At 69.4% G+C, this 18,200-nt stretch carries 20 protein-coding genes; 7 read left to right on the forward strand and 13 right to left on the reverse strand.

The window, feature by feature from the left end; all coding sequences use genetic code 11:
• Positions 1-23: 23 nt before the first annotated feature.
• Genes ilvD through IEY87_RS30710 form a run of 5 tightly spaced genes read right to left on the reverse strand, consistent with a single transcriptional unit; the run spans position 24 to position 4,982 of the window.
• Positions 24-1,727 carry a dihydroxy-acid dehydratase gene (gene ilvD / locus IEY87_RS30690; protein WP_225277793.1) on the reverse strand — a complete coding sequence of 568 codons (1,704 nt, stop codon included), beginning with the start codon at positions 1,725-1,727 and terminating at the stop codon, positions 24-26.
• Positions 1,724-3,091: an FAD-dependent oxidoreductase gene (locus tag IEY87_RS30695; RefSeq protein WP_225277794.1), complete on the reverse strand. Its 1,368-nt coding sequence runs from the start codon at positions 3,089-3,091 to the stop codon at positions 1,724-1,726. The genes ilvD and IEY87_RS30695 overlap by 4 nt, the downstream gene beginning before the upstream one ends.
• A gap of 12 nt (positions 3,092-3,103) precedes the next feature.
• The gene (locus IEY87_RS30700) at positions 3,104-3,343 is read right to left on the reverse strand and encodes a hypothetical protein (protein ID WP_225277795.1); all 240 of its coding nucleotides are present in this window, start codon (positions 3,341-3,343) and stop codon (positions 3,104-3,106) included.
• Entirely contained in the window at positions 3,336-4,433 is a 1,098-nt protein-coding gene (locus IEY87_RS30705) for a hypothetical protein (protein ID WP_189142316.1), read from the reverse strand. Before IEY87_RS30705 ends, IEY87_RS30700 begins: the two co-directional genes overlap by 8 nt.
• Positions 4,434-4,442: 9 nt before the next feature.
• On the reverse strand, positions 4,443-4,982 hold the full coding sequence (locus tag IEY87_RS30710; protein ID WP_189142317.1) for a UGSC family (seleno)protein: 540 nt from the start codon (positions 4,980-4,982) through the stop codon (positions 4,443-4,445).
• 306 nt (positions 4,983-5,288) lie between these two features.
• Between IEY87_RS30710 and IEY87_RS30715 the strand changes: the two genes are divergently transcribed.
• The 6 genes from IEY87_RS30715 to trxA all read left to right on the forward strand — a co-directional run bounded on the left by IEY87_RS30715 (position 5,289) and on the right by trxA (position 10,267).
• On the forward strand, positions 5,289-6,074 hold the full coding sequence (locus IEY87_RS30715) for an IclR family transcriptional regulator (RefSeq protein ID WP_189142318.1): 786 nt from the start codon (positions 5,289-5,291) through the stop codon (positions 6,072-6,074).
• A gap of 80 nt (positions 6,075-6,154) precedes the next feature.
• Positions 6,155-7,237, forward strand: a complete 1,083-nt coding sequence (locus IEY87_RS30720) for an ABC transporter substrate-binding protein (RefSeq protein WP_225277796.1) — start codon at positions 6,155-6,157, stop codon at positions 7,235-7,237.
• A 30-nt stretch (positions 7,238-7,267) separates the two neighbouring features.
• Positions 7,268-8,146: an ABC transporter ATP-binding protein gene (locus IEY87_RS30725; RefSeq protein WP_225277797.1), complete on the forward strand. Its 879-nt coding sequence runs from the start codon at positions 7,268-7,270 to the stop codon at positions 8,144-8,146.
• 3 nt (positions 8,147-8,149) lie between these two features.
• The gene (locus IEY87_RS30730) at positions 8,150-8,947 is read left to right on the forward strand and encodes an ABC transporter permease (RefSeq protein WP_189142319.1); all 798 of its coding nucleotides are present in this window, start codon (positions 8,150-8,152) and stop codon (positions 8,945-8,947) included.
• A gap of 23 nt (positions 8,948-8,970) precedes the next feature.
• On the forward strand, positions 8,971-9,903 hold the full coding sequence (gene trxB / locus IEY87_RS30735; RefSeq protein ID WP_189142320.1) for a thioredoxin-disulfide reductase: 933 nt from the start codon (positions 8,971-8,973) through the stop codon (positions 9,901-9,903).
• Positions 9,904-9,943: 40 nt separating this feature from the next.
• Entirely contained in the window at positions 9,944-10,267 is a 324-nt protein-coding gene (trxA, locus tag IEY87_RS30740; RefSeq protein WP_189142321.1) for a thioredoxin, read from the forward strand.
• A gap of 58 nt (positions 10,268-10,325) precedes the next feature.
• Here trxA and IEY87_RS30745 read toward each other — a convergent pair whose 3' ends face one another.
• The 8 genes from IEY87_RS30745 to IEY87_RS30780 form a co-directional block, all read right to left on the reverse strand.
• Positions 10,326-11,033, reverse strand: a complete 708-nt coding sequence (locus IEY87_RS30745) for an alpha/beta fold hydrolase (RefSeq protein ID WP_189142322.1) — start codon at positions 11,031-11,033, stop codon at positions 10,326-10,328.
• Complete coding sequence (locus tag IEY87_RS30750; protein WP_189142323.1) at positions 11,030-11,872, reverse strand: class III extradiol dioxygenase family protein; 843 nt, start codon at positions 11,870-11,872, stop codon at positions 11,030-11,032. Before IEY87_RS30750 ends, IEY87_RS30745 begins: the two co-directional genes overlap by 4 nt.
• A gap of 3 nt (positions 11,873-11,875) precedes the next feature.
• Positions 11,876-12,220, reverse strand: a complete 345-nt coding sequence (locus IEY87_RS30755; RefSeq protein WP_189142324.1) for an extradiol ring-cleavage dioxygenase — start codon at positions 12,218-12,220, stop codon at positions 11,876-11,878.
• 59 nt (positions 12,221-12,279) lie between these two features.
• On the reverse strand, positions 12,280-13,668 hold the full coding sequence (desA, locus tag IEY87_RS30760) for a syringate O-demethylase (protein ID WP_189142325.1): 1,389 nt from the start codon (positions 13,666-13,668) through the stop codon (positions 12,280-12,282).
• Positions 13,669-13,834: 166 nt separating this feature from the next.
• Positions 13,835-14,542, reverse strand: coding sequence for a 4-carboxy-4-hydroxy-2-oxoadipate aldolase/oxaloacetate decarboxylase (locus tag IEY87_RS30765; protein WP_189142326.1), 708 nt, complete (start codon positions 14,540-14,542; stop codon positions 13,835-13,837).
• Positions 14,539-15,255 carry a PIG-L deacetylase family protein gene (locus tag IEY87_RS30770; RefSeq protein ID WP_225277798.1) on the reverse strand — a complete coding sequence of 239 codons (717 nt, stop codon included), beginning with the start codon at positions 15,253-15,255 and terminating at the stop codon, positions 14,539-14,541. Before IEY87_RS30770 ends, IEY87_RS30765 begins: the two co-directional genes overlap by 4 nt.
• Positions 15,256-15,386: 131 nt before the next feature.
• Entirely contained in the window at positions 15,387-16,064 is a 678-nt protein-coding gene (locus tag IEY87_RS30775; RefSeq protein WP_225277799.1) for a response regulator, read from the reverse strand.
• Complete coding sequence (locus IEY87_RS30780) at positions 16,061-17,611, reverse strand: sensor histidine kinase (RefSeq protein ID WP_189142328.1); 1,551 nt, start codon at positions 17,609-17,611, stop codon at positions 16,061-16,063. Before IEY87_RS30780 ends, IEY87_RS30775 begins: the two co-directional genes overlap by 4 nt.
• Before the next feature lie 231 nt (positions 17,612-17,842).
• Between IEY87_RS30780 and IEY87_RS30785 the strand changes: the two genes are divergently transcribed.
• Complete coding sequence (locus IEY87_RS30785; protein WP_189142329.1) at positions 17,843-18,118, forward strand: muconolactone Delta-isomerase; 276 nt, start codon at positions 17,843-17,845, stop codon at positions 18,116-18,118.
• Positions 18,119-18,200: the final 82 nt, after the last annotated feature.

The following is an 18,200-nucleotide window of genomic DNA, read 5'->3' on the forward strand; positions in this document are numbered from 1 at the left end:
CAGCCAGTGGGCTCACCGTGCGCTCACTTGCTCAGGGTCGCGCCCTGGGCGAGTGGGCTCACTGTGCGGGCGTACACCGATAGCCAGCTGCAGCCGGTCGGGGCGGCGAGCGCGGGCAGGGCCGCGCGCCGCTCGGCCAGCTCGGCCTCCGGCACGTCGAGGTCGATGGTGCGGGTGTCCACGTCGACGGTGATCACGTCGCCGTCCCTCACCAGCCCGAGCGGGCCGCCGACGGCGCCCTCCGGGCTCACCTCGGCCACCACCAGGCCCTTGTTGACCAGCCCGGACATCTGCCCGTCGGTGACCACGGCCACCTGGTCGCCCAGCCCCGCGCCGTCCAGGGCGAAGACGAACGCCGAGGTCAGGCCCATGCCCGGCGAGCCGCGCAGGCCGAGGCCGGTCAGCACGAGCACCTGGCCGGGGCGCACCTCGCCGCCGCGGATGCCGGCGATCCCCTCCTCGCGGGAGCGGTAGACCTTGGCGGGGCCGCTGAAGCGGTGCACGCCGTCGTCGGTGACCGTGCGCTTGACCACGCCGCCGTCAGGGGCGAGGGTGCCGCGCACGATGACGATGCCGGGGTGGCGGGCCAGCGGCCGGTCCAGCGGGCGGATCACGTCGGAGGCCACCGGCCGGTCCAGCGGGCTGATCACGCCGGAGGACACCGGCGCGACGGCCGTGATGGCCGCGCCGAGGGTGGGCCCGGCCACCGTGGGCTGGTCGAGGTCCAGCATCGGGCCGAGCTCGCGCAGCAGGGCGAGCGTGCCGCCGGCCGCCTCGAACTCGTCGATGCGCCGCTCGCCGTTCGGCTTCACCGCGGTGAGAAGCGGCACCTTGGGCGCGAGCTCCTCGAACAGGGCGTAGACGTCCACGTCCGAGCCGGCCTCCACGGCCACGGCCTGCAGGTGCTTCAGCGTGTTGACCGAGCCGCTGATCGCCAGCATCGCGGTGACCGCGTTGCGGAAGGCGCCGGGAAGCAGGATGTCGCGCGGCCGGACGTCCTCGTCGATCAGCTCCACGATGCGCTGACCGGCCGCCGCCACCGTCTGCCACATCCGGGGGCCGTTGGCGAGCACTGGGGTGCTGCCGGGTAGCGCCATGCCGAGCGCCTCGGCGGCGATGTGCATGGAGTTGGCCGTGCCCATGCCCGCGCACACGCCGGGGCCGGTGATCGCGCAGCTGCTCATCTCGGCCAGGTCGGCGACCGTCATCCGGCCCGAGGCGACATGGCCGGCGTAGAGGAAGACGTCCTCGAAGTCGACGTGCTCGCCGCGGAAGACGCCGGACGGCTGGTAGCCGCAGGCCACCACGATCGTCGGGATGTTCAGCCGGCCGGCCGCCATCAGGTGGGCGGGCGTGGTCTTGTCGCAGGAGGCCAGGCAGACCATGCCGTCCAGGAGCGCGCCCTCGGCCGCCACCTCGATGTCGCCCACGATCAGATCCCGGCTGGGCAGGATGTACTGCCCGGCCGCGCCGGCGCTGGTGATGGCGTCGCTGGGCGCGGCCGTACGCACCTCGAAGCCGATGCCGCCGGCCGCGCGGATCGCCTGCTTCAGCGGGCCGACGATGTCGTCCAGATGGCTGAAGCAGCTCGCCAGGTCGGACGAGCTGTTCACGATCGCGATCTTCGGCTTCTCCATGTCCTCGGGGGTCAGCCCGAGTGCCGTCCACTGCGCCCGGCGCATCGCCCACCTGGTGGTGCCCGGCTCGAAGTTGCTGCGCAGACTCACGGGGTGACCTCTTCCCGGCCGAGGTAGACCCCGGCCTTCTCAAGCTTGAGCTGCAGCGTGGCCACGTCGATGTCGCCGCACCCGACCCCGGCGTCGAGCGCCAGGTCGGCCGCCGTGCCCGCCGCCTGGCCCATGACGAAGCACGGCCCGGTCACCCGGGCCGCGGAGGCGGCGTCATGGGTCAGCGACGCGCACCGGCCGGCCACGTACAGGTTGCCGACCCGTTCCGGCACGATCATCCGGAACGGAAGCTGGTTGAAGCCGCGCGGGTTCTCCCCGCGCTGGAACCGGAAGTCGACCGTGCCGGCGACGTGCGCCTCGACCGGCCACCCGTTCACGCCGATGGTGTCCGGGAAGTCGGCGCAGTCGAGCACGTCGTCCTCGGTCAGCCGGTAGCGGCCGAAGACGCGCCGGGTCTCCCTGATGCCGATCTGCGGCGCCAGGTCGACGATGTAGGAGTCGCCGAAGCCCGGCGTGTTGTCCCGGATGAAGGCGAACGCGTCCAGCACCTGCCGCCGGCCCTGCAGCTCGCCGTGGGTGAGCTGGTCCACGTCGGTGCCGTCGACGGCGCTGCCGTCCGGGTTGCTGAGCTGGGTGAGGTTGGCGCGCCACTCCAGCGGGTTGCGCTGCGGCCGGACGATCGGCTTCTTGCGCGGGAACGTGTGCGTGCCGGCCCGCTCGGCGGCGTCCATCAGCCGCTCGACCGTCCGCCACGGCCTGTCCCCGGCGGCGGCGACGTCCACGCCGTTGATCCGGAACATCAGCGACGGGTACAGCATCCCGTTGTCGGCCGGCGACTTCTCGAACGGCACTCCGGCCCACGCCGACACGTCGCCGTCGCCGGAGGCGTCGATGAAGATCCGGCCGCGCACCGCCGCCCGGCCGGACTTGGACTCGATCAGCACGGCGTCGATGGTGTCCGGGTCGGACATCACCACGCCGACCGCCATCGCGTGGAAGAGCAGGCGGGCCCCCGAGCCGCCCACCAGCTCATCCGCCGCGATCTTGTAGCTGGAGATGTCGAACGCCTGGGCCTGGATGCCGTCGTTGATGGTCAGGTGCGGCTGGGAGAGACCGTCCAGCCGCTCCAGCCGGTCCAGGAGCTCGTCGGCGAGGCCGCGGATGACCCGCCGGTGCTCGCCGTACACCTTCGCGTGCAGCCCGCAGAACGTGCTCAGGCCGCCCGCGGTGCCCGCACCGCCGAGGAAGCCGTACCGTTCCAGCAGGATCACCGATCGTCCGGTGCGGGCGGCGGACGCCGCCGCCATGATCCCCGCGGGCCCGCCGCCCACGACCACCACGTCGAACTCGCCGTACACGGGCGTTCGGTGGCTCGGCTCAATGATCGTCATCGGTTGGTCCACGGGTCGCTCCTTCTAGTGCTCTGCCGGCATCACGACATGATCGAGCGTGTACGGCGTGGGTGCCAGCGCGTCCGACATGATCGATTCCATGATCGGCAGCGGCACCAGGCAGTCGGCGCAGGCGTCGGCGCCGGCCACGATCTCCACCACCACGCGGTCCTCGCCCGCCACGGAATAGGTCAGCTCGTAGCCGTCGGTGGCCATCAGCTCGCGGAACTTCTCCAGCGCGCCGTCCAGCACCGCGTCAGCCATGGTCCTGGACCTTCACCGTCGACGGGGTGTCGCCCCGGCGGCCGAACGTCTCGATGATGGCGGAGACCCCGGCGTTGTTGGCGCCGGCCACCATGATCACGACCGAGGACGGCACCTTCAGCGCGGGCACCAGGTCCGGGGTGTCGGTGGCGCTCGCCTCGTCCGGGATGGCGTCCGGGTGGCCGGACGGCAGCCGCCAGCGGGTGTGCTGGGAGAGCGCGTCCTTGCCGACCGCGACCAGGTCCTCCCGGGAGTTCACCGAGTTGTCGAAGATGAACTGCCGCAGGTCGTCCTTGCCCCAGCCGGCCCGGGCGAACAACTGCGCGTGCTCGGGGCCGAGGACCACGAGCGCGCTGCTGGTCTCGTGCAGCAGGGCGCCGGTACGGCGGATGGAGTTGGCGAGGTCAAGGCCGAGTTGCTCGGGGCTGCCGGTGTGCCGGGCCTCGATGTGCAGGTTGGACCGGAAGACCATCGCGGTCACCGTGCTGTCGGCCGGGTCGAAGCCGTGCTCGACGTGCAGCGGCTCCCACGGGCTCTCCTCCTCGTTCTCCGCGATGCAGGCGGAGTACTTGCCCAGCGTGGCCTGGGTGGCCTGGTCCAGCTGGTGCGGGTGCAGGCCGAAGACGTTGATGGCGGCCAGCCGGATGGCCCGGCCGAGCGTCGCGTTGGCCCGGAACCCGGAGCCGAACACGTTGCCCTTGCTGTTGAAGCCGAGCCGCTCGCGCACCGGCCCGTTCACGATCAGCAGCGGCGCGGTGCCCGTGGTGCTCTGCCAGATGCCCCTCTTCGGGTACGGCTCCGCGGCGGTCGCCTCCCAGGCGGCCAGCACGACGGGGAAGTACTCCGGCAGGCAGCCGGCCATGGCCGCGTTGATGGCCGCGAGCCGGATGGTCAGGCTCCGGTTCAGGTGCGGCATCGTGAACAGAATCTCGTCGGGATCACGGCTGGTCCGGGCCAGGAACTCGCTCAGGTAGGACTCGGTGACCGGCACCACCGGCAGCCCGTCGGTCCACTTCTGGCTGTTGTAGTACTCGATGGTCGAGCGGATCTCCGCGGCGTCGGCCAGCGGAGCCTCGATCAGTGTGCTCATCTCTCCCTCTCAGGATTCCACGCCGAGGACACGCAGCACCTCGGGCATCAGGGCCTGCATGCGGTCGCGGATCTCGTCCTCGTCGAGGCTCGCCACCGGGTGCCGCGCGGCGAGGAACTCGAACCCGGGGAAGCCCTGGACCTTGGCCATGGCGGCGCCGGACACCAGGAAGGAGTCCGAGACGATGCTGACGGCGGGCACGCCCAGCCGCTCCAGCAGGATGCCGTCCGCGACGGTCGCCGCGCTGCACGAGCCGCAGTCGCCGACCGCCGTGATCACCACGTCGCACTCGTCGACGACCTGCTTGAGCAGGTCTTCCTTGACCGGCGTGCCGAAGTAGTCCTTGGTGTAGAGGATGGCCTCGCCGGCCCCGCAGCGGCGCTGAAGCTCGCCCGCGATCTCCTGCAGCAGCAGCACGGCGTTCGGCTTGGTGTTGTCCAGCATGCCGATGGTCAGCCCGCGCAGGCTGGCCGGCCGCGGCGCGAGGGTGCTGTCCGTCGCCCTGTCGTCAAAGCCTGTGGGATCGAGTAGCTTTTCTCGTCCTGCCATGTCCCCAACGCCTCCAGCTCGTGAGGTGGGGGGCGCAAACGTAGTGCACCGTGGCACGCGCCCCATGGTGACAAGTTCGCTCCACAGGCCGGGTGATGACTACCGCGCTTTCCGTATACCGGAAGGCCGGATCCGCACAATCTCGTGAGGCGGCAACGCTGTTGTCCGCCCTTCGGCCGCTCTTGATGATGGGCATGCGGTGTGCTCTGTGGCGCACTCGCTGGATAGCCTGATATATGCCCTTAACTGCCTGGATCGTTCCCGTGCCCCGGCCGGGGTGGGCGGGTGGTGGAAGGAGCGATGGGGATGACGAACGAGCGGCGATCCGTCCTCCATCGAGCCCTGCGCATCTTGGAGACCATCAAGAACGCGAAAGACGGGCTCTGCCTCTCCGACATCAGCCGCCGCTCCGGGGTGCCGCTCACCACGGCCCACCGGATCGTGGGCGAGTTGCACGACTGGGGGGCGCTGGAGCGCGACGACGTCGGCGTCTACCGGGTCGGGCTGCGACTGTGGGAGGTCGCGTCCGTCACGCCCAGGTCGGTGGGCCTGCAGCGGGTCGCCCTGCCGTTCATGCAGGACCTGTTCGAGACCACCCACCGGGGGGTGCACCTGGCTATCAGGGAGAAGGACCAGGTGGTGTTCGTCGAGCGCTTCCTGAGCCAGGAGACGGCCACCGACCGGACCCTGCCGGGCATGCGCTACGAGCTGCACGCCACCGCGATCGGGCTGATCCTGCTCGCGTACGCGCCGCTCGATCTGCAGAACGAGGTGCTGACCGGGCCGCTGGCCGTGCCCGACTGGCATCCGCCGGTCACCGAGCGCGAGGTACGGCAGAAGCTCGCCGACATCCGGCGCCTGGGCTACGCGACCACTCCGGTGCGCCAGGAGTACATCTCGGTCGCGGCGCCCATCTACGGTCCGGCGAGTACGGTCGTGGCGGCGCTCTCCGTGATTCTGCCGAACACCGAATCGTACGGACCACGCCTTGCGCACCTTCAGGGCACAACCCGGGGGATTTCACGCGCGTTGGGTGCTCCCCAGAAGCGAACAGGTTACGCCGGTTCTTCCGATATGCGGAAAGACGGGTAGTCATTGCGCCAATGTGGCGTAAGTCTCAAGTCGGTTGGCTGAGGCTGTGAGCCGACCAGAATTCACCTAGGAGAACGATCGTGCCCAACACACCCCCCAGTTCGCTCTCGTTCAGCCGCAGGTCCTTCCTCACCCGCTCCGCTCTCACCATGGGGATGGCCGTGACCGGGACGGGGCTGCTGGCCGCTTGCGGTTCGGATGAACCCAGCACGGACGCGAGCGCCGAGGGCGGCCTCAAGCCGTTCACGTTCCTCAGCGGTATCCCGCTCGAGACGCTGTCGATGGCGATCGAGCTGTACGCGGTGGCCGGCGGCTTCTTCGCCAAGCACGGGCTCGACGTCACCCTGCAGCAGACGAAGGGCACCTCCCAGGCGCTGCAGACGATGCTGGCGGGCGTCGCGCCGATCACCCGCCTCGGTCAGATGGAGGTCATGGCGGCGATCACCGACAGCAACCAGCCGCTGATCAACATCGGCACGTGCTTCCGGACCTCCGCCGTGCGCTTCGTCTACAGCAAGAGCAAGCACCCGGTGGAGAAGCCGGACGACCTCGTCGGCCAGACGATGGGCGTGCCCTCCGAGGGCGGCAACAGCGACAAGGTCGTCTCGCTCGTGATGGCCTCCGGCGGGCTCGACCCCAAGGAGTGCAAGCGCCAGGTCGTGGGGCTCACCCCGGGCACGTTCAGCCTGGTCAAGCAGGGCCGGATCGTCGGCTACGTGACGACCGTCGACGTCGCCAACATCCTGGTGAACCAGGACCCCGACGTGGGGGTGTTCGACCCCGCCAAGTACGCCAAGGCCGACTCGCAGGTCTACGTGACCTCGAAGGACGCCCTAGTCAAGGACGCGGATGACCTTCGCAAGTTCCTGGCGGGAGTCCACGACTCGCTCGCGGCGCTGGTCGCGGACACGAACTTCGACAAGGCGCTCCCGATCCTGCGGAAGAACTACTCCTTCGCCACGCTCGACGACGACAAGATCGCCAGGCCGAGCCTGACCATGCTGCGCAACGGCTGGATGGGCGGAGACCTGAGCGGGCCGCTGCTGACCGTGGACGAGGAGGCGTGGGCCGCCGGATACAAGGAGCTGCTGGACGCCGGGATGGTCAAGCCCGGCGGCGACCCTGCCGCTTGGTACGACAACAGCATGCTGCCCAAGGCCTAAACAGCCGGCGGGGACCAACAGGACGGATCTATGAACGAGATCGACGGGAGGAGCCGGATGGCAGCGGACAGCGCCAGGACGGTTGACAAGACCGCGGGAGCTCGGCCGGCCGCGTCACCCGGGCCGGCCAAACTTGAGCTGATCGGGATCGGGAAGGAATTCCGGACCAAGCGCGCGCACACGCAGGCGCTGTCCGGCATCGACCTGACCATCAGCGACGGTGAGTTCGTCTCGATCATCGGACGGTCGGGCTGCGGGAAGACCACACTGCTGAGAATGCTCGCCGGGCTGCTCAGCCCATCGGCCGGCCAGATCCTCATCGAGGGCAGGTCGCTGTGGGACGGCACCAAGGCGGACACCTCGGTCGTGTCCCAGCTCGGCGTGGTGTTCCAGGAAGCCAACCTGTTCCCCTGGTATTCCGTCGCGGAGAACATCGCGCTGCCCCTGCGGCTGCGCGGTGACGGCAAGGCCGACAGACTGGCCCGCGCCGCCGAACTCGCCGAGCTGGTCGGCCTCGGCGGGTTCGAGAGCTCCTATCCTCGTGAGCTGTCCGGTGGCATGCGCCAGCGGGTCGCGATCGCCAGAGCGCTGAGCACCCGTCCGAAGCTGCTGCTGATGGACGAGCCGTTCGGCGCTCTGGACGCGCTCACCCGCGAACGCATGAACCTCGAACTGCAGCGCATCGCGCTGGCCACCGAGGCCACCGTGGTCTTCATCACCCACGACATCACCGAGGCGGTTTTCCTCGGTGACCGCGTGGTTCACCTGACGCCGCGGCCCGGCCGCATCCGCCAGGTGAAGACCGTCGAGTTCCAGCGTCCGCGCTCCATCGACGTGCAGACGGAAGCGGCGTTCGGCGCCATGGAACGGGACCTGCGCCACGCGCTCGACGACGATGAGAAGGGCTGAGCGGTGAACAACGATCGCGTCCGCAAGATCCTGCCCTGGGTGAGCACGCCGCTCATCCTGCTGGTGTTCTTCCTCGCCTGGGAGGCGTTCGTCCGCGCCTTCGAGGTCTCCCCCCTGGTGCTGCCGCCGCCGCTGGCCGTGCTGGAAAGCCTGACGGAGGTCGTGGTCGACCCGGAGACGTGGGAGCACGCCGGCGTCACCGCCGCCGAGACCATCGGCGGGTTCCTGATCGCCCTGGCGTTCGGGGTGGCCGTCGGCGTGCTGCTCGGCAAGGTGGCCTGGATCGAGCTCAGCCTCCGCCCGCTCATCGTCGCCTCCCAGGTCGTGCCCAAGGTGGCGCTGATCCCGCTGTTCGTGATCTGGTTCGGCTTCGGCATGACCAGCAAGGTGATCATGTCCGCGATGCTGGCGTTCTTCCCGATCATGCTCAACGTGCAGCTCGGCGTCCGCTCGGTGGACAAGGGACAGCGCGAGGTCATGCGCAGCCTCAACGCGACCAGATGGCAGACCTTCAACCACCTGGAGCTGAAGAGCACCATGCCGTACGTCTTCGCGGGCATGGAGGTCGGCATCGTGCTGGCCATCATCGGCGCGATCGTCGGCGAGTACCTCGGCGGCAACGAGGGACTCGGCTACCTGGTGGTGCGGACGCTCAACGAGCTCGACGCGCCGGCCCTGTTCGCCACGATCATGCTGCTGTCCGTTCTCGGGCTGGTGCTGTACTTCGCGGTCAACAGCCTCAAGCGGTTCGTGATCCCCTGGCACGAGTCCGTATACGGTCAGCACGACGTCAACGGTTAACAGTTCCCGAGAAGGCGAGTTCGTTGAGCGACACCCGTAATCTGATCATCATTGGGTCGGGCCCGGCCGGCTACACCGCGGCCGTCTACGCGGCACGAGCGGAGCTCAGGCCGCTCGTGTTCGAGGGCTCGGTCACCGCCGGTGGCGCCCTGATGAACACCACCGAGGTCGAGAACTTCCCCGGCTTCCCGGACGGCATCATGGGGCCCGACCTCATGGGCAACTTCCGCAAGCAGGCCGAGCGGTTCGGCGCCGAGCTGGTGGCCGACGACGTCATCGAGGTCGACCTGGCGGCCAGCCCGAAGGTGGTCAAGACGTACACCGACACCTATTACGCGCACGCGGTGATCCTGGCCAACGGCTCCGGCTACCGCGAGCTCGGCCTGGCCAACGAGAAGCGGCTGTCCGGCCGGGGCGTGTCCTGGTGCGCCACCTGTGACGGCTTCTTCTTCCGCGACCAGGACATCGTGGTCGTCGGCGGCGGCGACACGGCGATGGAGGAGGCGACCTTCCTCACCCGCTTCGCCAGGTCCGTCACCGTCGTGCACCGCCGGGACACCCTCCGCGCCAGCAAGATCATGCAGGAGCGGGCGCTGGCCAGCGAGAAGATCCGCTTCGTCTGGGACAGCGAGGTCACCGACGTCCTCGGCGACGACCGGGTGACGGGCGTCCGGCTGCGCGACCTGAAGACCGGCGAGGAGAGCGAGCTCGCCGTCACCGGCCTGTTCGTCGCCATCGGCCACGACCCGCGCACCGAGCTGGTCAAGGGCCAGGTGGCGCTGGACGACGAGGGGTACGTCCTGGTGGACTCGCCGACGACGCGGACCAGCGTCGACGGGGTGTTCGCGGCCGGCGACGTCGTCGACCACACCTACCGGCAGGCGATCACCGCCGCCGGCACCGGGTGCGCCGCCTCGCTCGACGCCGAGCGCTGGCTGTCCCACCACCACGCGTGACCGAGCGCGGATCAAGAGGGATCAAGGAAGGGGATGAACCGTGGGCGCCGTCAAGGTTGTGACCGATGGGAGCTTCGAGGCCGACGTCCTCAACAGCGACAAGCCGGTGCTGGTCGACTTCTGGGCCGAGTGGTGCGGCCCGTGCCGTCAGCTCGGGCCCGTCCTTGAGGAGATCGCCGCGGAGCACGCGGACCGGATCACCATCGTCAAGCTGAACGTGGACGAGAACCCGGTGACCGCGCGGGACTACGGCATCCTCCAGATGCCGACGATGAACGTCTACCAGGGCGGCCAGGTCGTCAAGAAGATCACCGGCGCCAAGCCCAAGGCCGTGCTGCTGCGCGAGCTCGACGGCATCATCTGACCCCTGCGCATACGAAAGGTCCCGGCCGCCTGCTCGCGGCCGGGACCTTTCGTATGGGTTACTCCGCGGCGACCCGCTGCAGCAGTGCGGCGAGCTCCTCGGGAGCGGTCACCATGGCCTCGTGGCCGGTGGCGATCTCGTGCACCGGCCAGCCGCGCGCGGCGGCCCGCTCGGCGTGCGGGGTGAACACCCGCATCCAGTCGACGCACTCGATGAACGCCGCCGGCACCTGCTCGCCCTTGCCCGTCAGCCGCAGCGGCTCGGTGTAGGTGAGCCACGGGTGCGGGGTGAGCCGGGGGGAGAGCCAGTCGAGGTCGGCCTGCTCGGTGACCCCGAGGACACTCAGCTTGCGTACGGGGATGAGCCAGCCGAACCCGGGACCCGCCACCGACTCGCGGTAGTGGCCGGCGATCGTGGCGGGCAGCAGGTCGATCGCCGCCTCCCCGTCGTCGCCCACGAAGGCGTCCAGGTGGATCCGCTTGGCCAGGCGCTCGCCGACGCGGTCCGCGACGCCGGTCACGACCTGACCGGCGTAGCTGTGCCCGACGAGCACCACGTCGCGGGCGTCGTACGCCTCGATGAGGGAGACGACGTCCTGGATGTGCGTGCTGAGCCCGACCTGCGGGCTCAGCAGGTGAGCGCGGTCGCTCACGCCGGTCAGCGTGGGGGCGTGCACCTGGTGGCCGGCCGCGCGCAGCAGCGGCGTCACCCGCTGCCACGCCCAGCCGCCGTGCCATGCCCCGTGCAGCAGGATGAAGGTGCTCATGCGTTCTCGAGAACGATCATCCCGGCCCCGGTCATCGAGGCGGGCACGAAGTAGTGCGAGAACCTGGCCACCACGTCGGGGCTGAGCGCTCCCCGCATGACCAGCCACATGATCAGCTCGGCTCCCTCGCCGCCGAAGGTCTCGACGTACTGCTCCCGGCTCCAGCCGGCCAGCTTGTCGGGGTTCTGCGCGATGTCGATGAGGAACTGGCGGTCGGCCGGCGGGTTCGTGAACCCGGCGCGGGCGCCCTGGAGCTGGTGGGACAGGCCGCCGGTGCCGAGCACCACGAACTTCTCGTCGCTGTCGTAGCTCTCGATCGCCCGGCCGAGCTGCTTGCCCAGGTCGTAGAGCCGGGCGGGCAGCGGGATGGGGTATTGGAGCACGTTGACGAAGATGGGCACGACCTTCACCGGCCATTCCTGCTCCGGCTTGCCCCAGAAGAGCTCCAGGGGCACCTGGAGGCCGTGGTCGACCTTGATCTCCTGGATGATCTCCGGGTCGAAGTGGTTCTCGACCAGCGAGTCGACCAGGTGCCAGGAGAACGCGCTGTGCCCGGTGAACGAGGGGATGGCCCGCGGGCCCCAGCCCTCGTCGACGATCTGGTATTCCTCGGCGCAGCCGACCCCGAAGGTGGGGACCCGGTCGAGGAACATGGCGTTGTAGTGGTCGTTGAAGACCACCACCGCGACGTCGGGCTTGTGCTCCTTGACCCACTCCTGGGCGGGCACGTAGCCGTCGAAGAACGGCTTCCACTCAGGTGTGTCGCGCAGCCCCTTGTCGAGTGCCACCCCGATCGAGGGAACGTGTGAGGTTCCCATTCCCCCCACAAGTCGTGCCATGTTCTACACCTTCTTCCCGAGCCTGTCCCGCAGGAACGACTCGTGGTCCATGTCCACCTGGTGTGCGCCGATCTCGGTGATGCGGATCGGATCGACGGCGGTGATCTTCAGGACGAAGAAGAGGTTCCCGCCGAGACGGATCATCTCCTTCCAGTTCCTGGTGAGCACGGCGGTCTTCTCTTCCTCGCTCAGCCCGAAACGGTCCAGGTAGGCGGGCTCGTCGGCCTTGAACGCCTCCCGGTTGACCGGGTCGCCCAACCCCATGGCCATCTTGTTCATGCGGTAGCCGCGAAGCTGGCGCTGCCGGTCGAGGATGGGGGTGTCGGGTATGCGATCTGGTTCGCCCATGGGCATCTCCCTCGTCTTCGCGGTGCCTCGAACTTCGCAGCCGACGCACCGTTGGTCAATCAGGCGGTCGCGCGCCAGCCGCCGTCCGCGTAGATCTTGCGGGCGACCTCGGTGTAGGGGACCGGGCTGACGGTGGCGCCGATCTCCACCTGGGTGTGCGGCTCGACGGTGAGCTTCTTGGTGCCGCCGTCGGGCTCGCCCCACACGAGGGACACCTGGGCGCCCGGCTCGGCGTGCTCGACGTCGAGCATGGCCAGGGTCAGCATCTTGCGCTCGTTGGAGCTGTAGCCGATCCAGGTGGAGATGCCGGCGGGCTCGCCGTGCGCCTTCACCAGGTCGTACGGATGCATCGAGTAGACCGCGGACGGGTACTCGACCCACTTGGCGTTCGAGCCGCGCTCGATCTGCGACTCGACGACCTTGAGGAAGTCGGCGTTGTCGAGGGCCAGCGTGACCTTCTTGCGGTGCGGGCCGGCGGCCTTGGCCTCCAGCGCCTCCCGGCCGATGAACTCGTGGTCGAACTTGACGAAGTTGCCGTAGCCGAGGTCCCACGGCGTCAGGTAGTAGTCCTCGATGTCGTCGGAGACGAAGCTGCCGCCGATGGAGGCGTTGGCCTCGTAGCCGTTGGACGGCAGCCACTGGCGGTAGGCCTTGAGCGACTCGCCGGTGTAGATCGCCGGGAGCGGCGAGGGGATCCAGCCGGACTCCAGGGTGTTGGAGGAGTAGGCCCGGCCGCCGACCAGCCGCATGCCGAACTCCTCGCCGGCCTTGACCAGCGCCTCGTGCACCGCCTCGCCCTCGGCCCACGGGCCGAACAGCTCGTAGCCGGGCTGACCGGCCATGCCGTGCCGTAGCGCGCGGACGGTCCTGCCCGCGATCTCCATCGTCGTCATGCGGAAGAACTTCAGCTCGGGCGCCGAGGCGCCCGTCACCTTCTCGATCACCTTGGAGGCGTTCGGCCCCTGGATCTGGTAGCGGTAGTTCCTGCGGTTGAACGGGTCCGGGCGGGCCGCCGACCGCTCGTCGAGCGTCGTCTCGACGTCGTAGCCGCCGGTCTCGGCGTGGAAACGCACCCAGTTGATCGCCGGAATGCGGCCGACCAGATTGAAGCTGTTCTCCGCCAGGTGGAAGAGAATGACGTCGCCGATGACGTAACCCTCGGGGGTGACGGGCACGAACTGCTTGGCGGTGTCGACCGGGAACTTCGCGAAGCTGTTGACGCCCAGATAGGACAGCAGCTTGAGCGCGTCAGGGCCTTCGACCAGCAGTTCGACCATGTGGTACGACTGGTTGAACAGCACGCAGGTGTTCTGCCAGGCCTGCTGCTCGTCGCGCCAGTTGGTGTACTCCGGCGGAACTCCCGGATAGGCATTCGGTCCGGCGGGAAGATTGCGGAAATAGTGGGCAAGATTGGTGTTCGCGCCGTTGAGAATGTCTTGGAGGCTCATAGGGGGTTCCTTATTCTAGGGGGGTCTAAGCGCATATTTCGGGGCCTGACCTGGATGTTACGGAGAGGCGGTCAGGGGGCGACATATGCAATTGACGGCTCCTGCGGCGATGGCGGACCTACGTCGTCCAGGACAAGTGACGTAGGCCCGCGGCCGTCATCGGCCGTCAGTCTTCGTCGGGGGCGTCGACGTAGCGGACGCCGAGCCGGTCCAGCGTGGCGCGCAGGCCGTACAGGTCCAGGCTCAGCGCCCCGTCGCGGAACTGCTCGCGCTTCTCGGCCTCGTTGGCCAGGCGCTCGGTCGCCTTGCCGGCCACGGCCGGGGCGTCCGCGCGGGCCACGACGAGCACGCCGTCGTCGTCGGCCACGATGACGTCACCGGGGGCGATGAGGGCGCCGCCGAGGACGACGGGCACGTTGACGGAGCCGGGGCTCGCCTTCACCGTGCCCTGCGAGCTGATGGCCCGGGACCACACGGGGAAGCCCATCTCGGTCAGGTCGGCGACGTCGCGCACCCCCGCGTCGATGATCAGGCCGGCGACGCCGCGGGCCTTCAGCGCGGTGGCGAACAGGTCGCCGAACATCCCGTCGTGGGACAGCGAGGTGGTGGCCACGGCCAGGATGTCGCCCTCGCCGCACTGCTCGACCGCCGCGTGGATCATCAGGTTGTCGCCGGGGTGGCTGAGCACGGTGACCGCGCGACCGGCGATGCGCGCCCCGGAGTAGATCGGGCGCAGCACGGGGTCGACCAGGCCGCGGCGGCCCATGGCCTCGTGGGTGGTGGCCACCCCGGCCTCGGCGAACACCTTCACGGCCGCCGCGTCCGGGCGCACTCGGGTCCGTACGACGATGTGCCCGTCAGAGAAACCGCTCATACCAGCTCATCTCCCACCACGGGGAACACCCGCTGGTAAGCCTCGGCGTGCACGACGTCGCCGGGCGCTCCGTTACGACGGGCCTGGACGCCGCGCCGCTTGCCCAGCTCGGTGTAGTAGTCGATCAGGTGATGCTGGGCGGACATCACCTCCATCGCCTTCCGCTTGCGGTCGAACACCGGCGTGATGTCCAGCAGCATGTTCGGTACGAATCCGCACACCTCAGGCTGATGCGGCTCGAACATCTGCACCTGCGTCGCCCCGATCGGCGTGGTGCCGGGATCGTGGCCCATGGCCTGCGCCACCATGCGGGTGGCCAGCGAGGTCTCATGGGCGATGTTGTGGTCGCGGTTGTAGGGGTCGTTCGCGACGTGGGTCAGCAGCGTGTCGGGCTGGAGCTCGCGCAGCGTCGAGACGATCCGGTCCCGGGCCTCGTCGGTCACGACCAGCGGATAGTCGCCCAGGTCGTAGAAGTCCACCTGGACCCCGAGCGCCTCGGCGGCCGCCTCGGCTTCCTCCCGGCGGACCCGCTTCACCGTCTCCATGTCCATGCCGGGTTTCTTCCACAGGCCCTGCGCCTCGCCTCGCTCACCGAAGCTGAGACAGATCACCCGTACGGAGTCGCCTCGCGAGGCAGCCAGAGCCAGCGCGCCGCCCGCCCGCCACACGAAGTCCCCCGAATGGGCTGTGATCGCCACGATCGAGCGAGCCACCCGAGATCCCGTCATACCGCCGCTACCCGCTTTCGGTCCATCGTCCATCTGGCCCCATGAACGCTACCGACCAGGGGCGGACGATGGATCGCGCAATTGACCGCGCTGACGTACGACAAGTGACGTAGACGTCAGGTCGGCGGGTCGACCAGGCCCTCGCGCATGGCGGCGAGCACCGCCTGGGTGCGCGAGCGCAGCCCGAGCTTGCCGAGCAGGTTGCTCACGTGCGTGCGCGCCGTCCGCTCGCTGATCACCAGCTTGGCGGCGATCTCCCGGTTGGAGCGGCCCTCGGCGATCAGCACGAGCACGTCCCGCTCCCGGCTGGTCAGCCCCGCGACCCCCCGCTGCGGCGCGCGCATCTTCTGCACCAGTCGCCGCGCCACCGCCGCGTCGAGGAAGACGTCGTCGTTGGCGGCGGCGTAGATCGCGGCGGCCACGTCCGACGGCCCGGCGTCCTTCAGCAGGTAGCCGGCCGCGCCGTGCTCCAGCGCGGCATGGATCCGCTCGACCTCGCCGAAGCTGGTCAGGATGACCACGCGGACGGACGGGAACCGCTTGGCGATCTCCGCCGTGGCCTCCACGCCGTCCATCTTCGGCATCATCAGGTCCATCAGGGCCACCCGGGGCAGCGGCTGCCCCCGGACCTTCAGCGACTCCAGGCACTCGAGCGCCTCACGCCCGTTGCCCGCCTCGCCGACCACCTCGACGTTGTCCAGCGCCTCCAGGTAGGCGACGACGCCACGCCGGACCACCGCGTGGTCGTCCACGACCAGGACTCCGATGGTGCTGGTCTCGGGCTCTGCGCTCACTTCAACGTCCAGACAGTCGTACGGGGGCCGTCACCGAGTCCAGTCGGCAACGAGGGCGGCAACGGCAGCACGAGGCACACGGTCGTCCCCTTGCCCGAACTGGATCGGGTCGTCAGGGTACCGGCCCAGCGGTTGGCCCGTTCCTTCATGGCTGTCATCCCGAATCCCCCCTTGTCCGCGGGAACGTCCGCTTCCTGTGTCAGCAGGCCCCGGCCGTCGTCGGTGACCTCACCCGTCAGCCACCGCTGCGTCCCGCGCCTGGTCAGGCTGAGGTCGATGGTGACGGTGGAGCCGTGCGAATGCTTGACGCTGTTGTGCAGCGCCTCCGCGATCACCCGATAGGCGTCCTCCTGGAGCTCCGCCTCCAGGTCGTCGAGGTCGTCGTGCGGGTCGCTGATCGACACCCGCACATCGAAGCCGGTACGGCTCATCGTCGACTCGGCGAGGGAGAGCAGCGACTCCGACAGCCCCTGGTCGGCGTGCGCGGTGGGGTGCAGGTCGGTCACCATGGCCCGCAGGTCGGTCAGCACCGCCTTGGAGATGTGCCCGAGCTCCCGCGCCACCCGCATCACGTACGCCGAGTCCACCACCGTGTCGCGCCCGGACAGCATGTTGAGCGACTCCACCTGCATGCCCATCGAGAAGACGTTCTGCACCACGGAGTCGTGCAGGTCCCGGGCCAGCCGCTGCCGCTCCTCCCGGCGCGCGACCTCCCGCTCCCGCTCCAGCAGGGCCGCGTAGTCCACCGCCTGCGACGCCTGCTCCGCGATGGCCAGCAGGAAGTCCAGGGCGGTCTTGGTGATCTCCTGGCCGGGGGCGAAGTAGGCGTTGAGGATGCCGACGGGCTCGCCGCGCACCATCAGCGGCACGCTGGCGAACCAGTCCCACTCCGGGTAGCGCATGTACTCCTGCAGCGGCTCCCACACCGGATCCGTCATGATCGCCTCGTACCGGTGCGGCACCACGACCGGCTTGCGCGTGGTGAACGCGTCGATCATGCGCAGCTCGGCGCCGTATTCGAGACACTCCAGGAGCAGGTCGAAGAAGTTCTCCGCCTGGCCGAACCCGGCGGTGCCCATGACCCGGAACCGCTCACTGGTGGAGTTGACCGTCAGGATCTGCACGCTCGCCATCGCGTCGGCCTCCAGCACCTCCTTCGCCAGCGCGTCCAGAGTGCTGCGCAACGACCGCTTGGCGGCCACCCGGCTCGCCGCGCTGGCGATCGCGGCCAGCCGCCGCTGGTGCCGCCGGCTCTCGGTGACGTCCCGGAACGCCACGATGCGCTCGTCGCGCCCGGCGAGCGTGCTGACCCGGAACGCGAACTCCCGCCGCGGCCCCGACTCCGGCTCCCAGACGGCGACGGCCTCGGCCTCCTCGTCACCCGCGTGAGCGGGCGGGAACGGCGACGCGGCCCCGGCGACACCCGCCGGGTCGAGCCCGCACAGCGAGACCGCCGCCGGATTCGCCTGCACGAACCGCCCCGCCGGATCGATCACCGCGAGCCCGTCCGGCGTCTGCTCCAGCAGGGTGCCCGGGTCGAGCATCATGGACGTCCTCCTCGCGGGGGTACGGCGGATCGTGGCACGTCAGGTCACTAACCCCCATGATGCCCCCGTTCGGTGGCAACAGCACCACTTCGACCAGCACGTACACCATTTGACGTAGGCGGAGCCTCCGCGAGGCGCACGGTGGCGAGGCCCGGCGTCCGATGACGTCGTACGACAGGAGCTCTAGCGTCGCTCACTGGTACGTTGACGAAGGCACACCGAGAGGCAGCGATGGAGTTCCTGGTTCGTTTCGAGACCCATCTTCCCGACAGCATGAACGACGCCGAGCGGGGACGGCTGAAGGTCGCCGAGCGCGCCCGTGCCATGGAGCTGCGCGAGGACGGCATCCTGAAGAGGCTCTGGCGGGTGCCGGGACGGCGTGCGGTCATCGGCCTGTGGGAGGCCCCCGACGCCACCGCCCTGCATGACGCGCTGGCGACCCTGCCGCAGTGGCCGTGGATGGACGTGACCGTCGAGCCGCTCGCCACCCACCCGCAAGAGGCCTGACCCCTTTCCTCGTCAGGCCGGTCCGGGGCACCCGTTCTACGTCACTTGTCGCAGTTCGGCTAGGACGGGCGCAGGCGTAAGA

Origin of the sequence: Nonomuraea glycinis, from assembly GCF_014646515.1 — a bacterium.
GTDB classification, from domain to species: domain Bacteria; phylum Actinomycetota; class Actinomycetes; order Streptosporangiales; family Streptosporangiaceae; genus Nonomuraea; species Nonomuraea glycinis.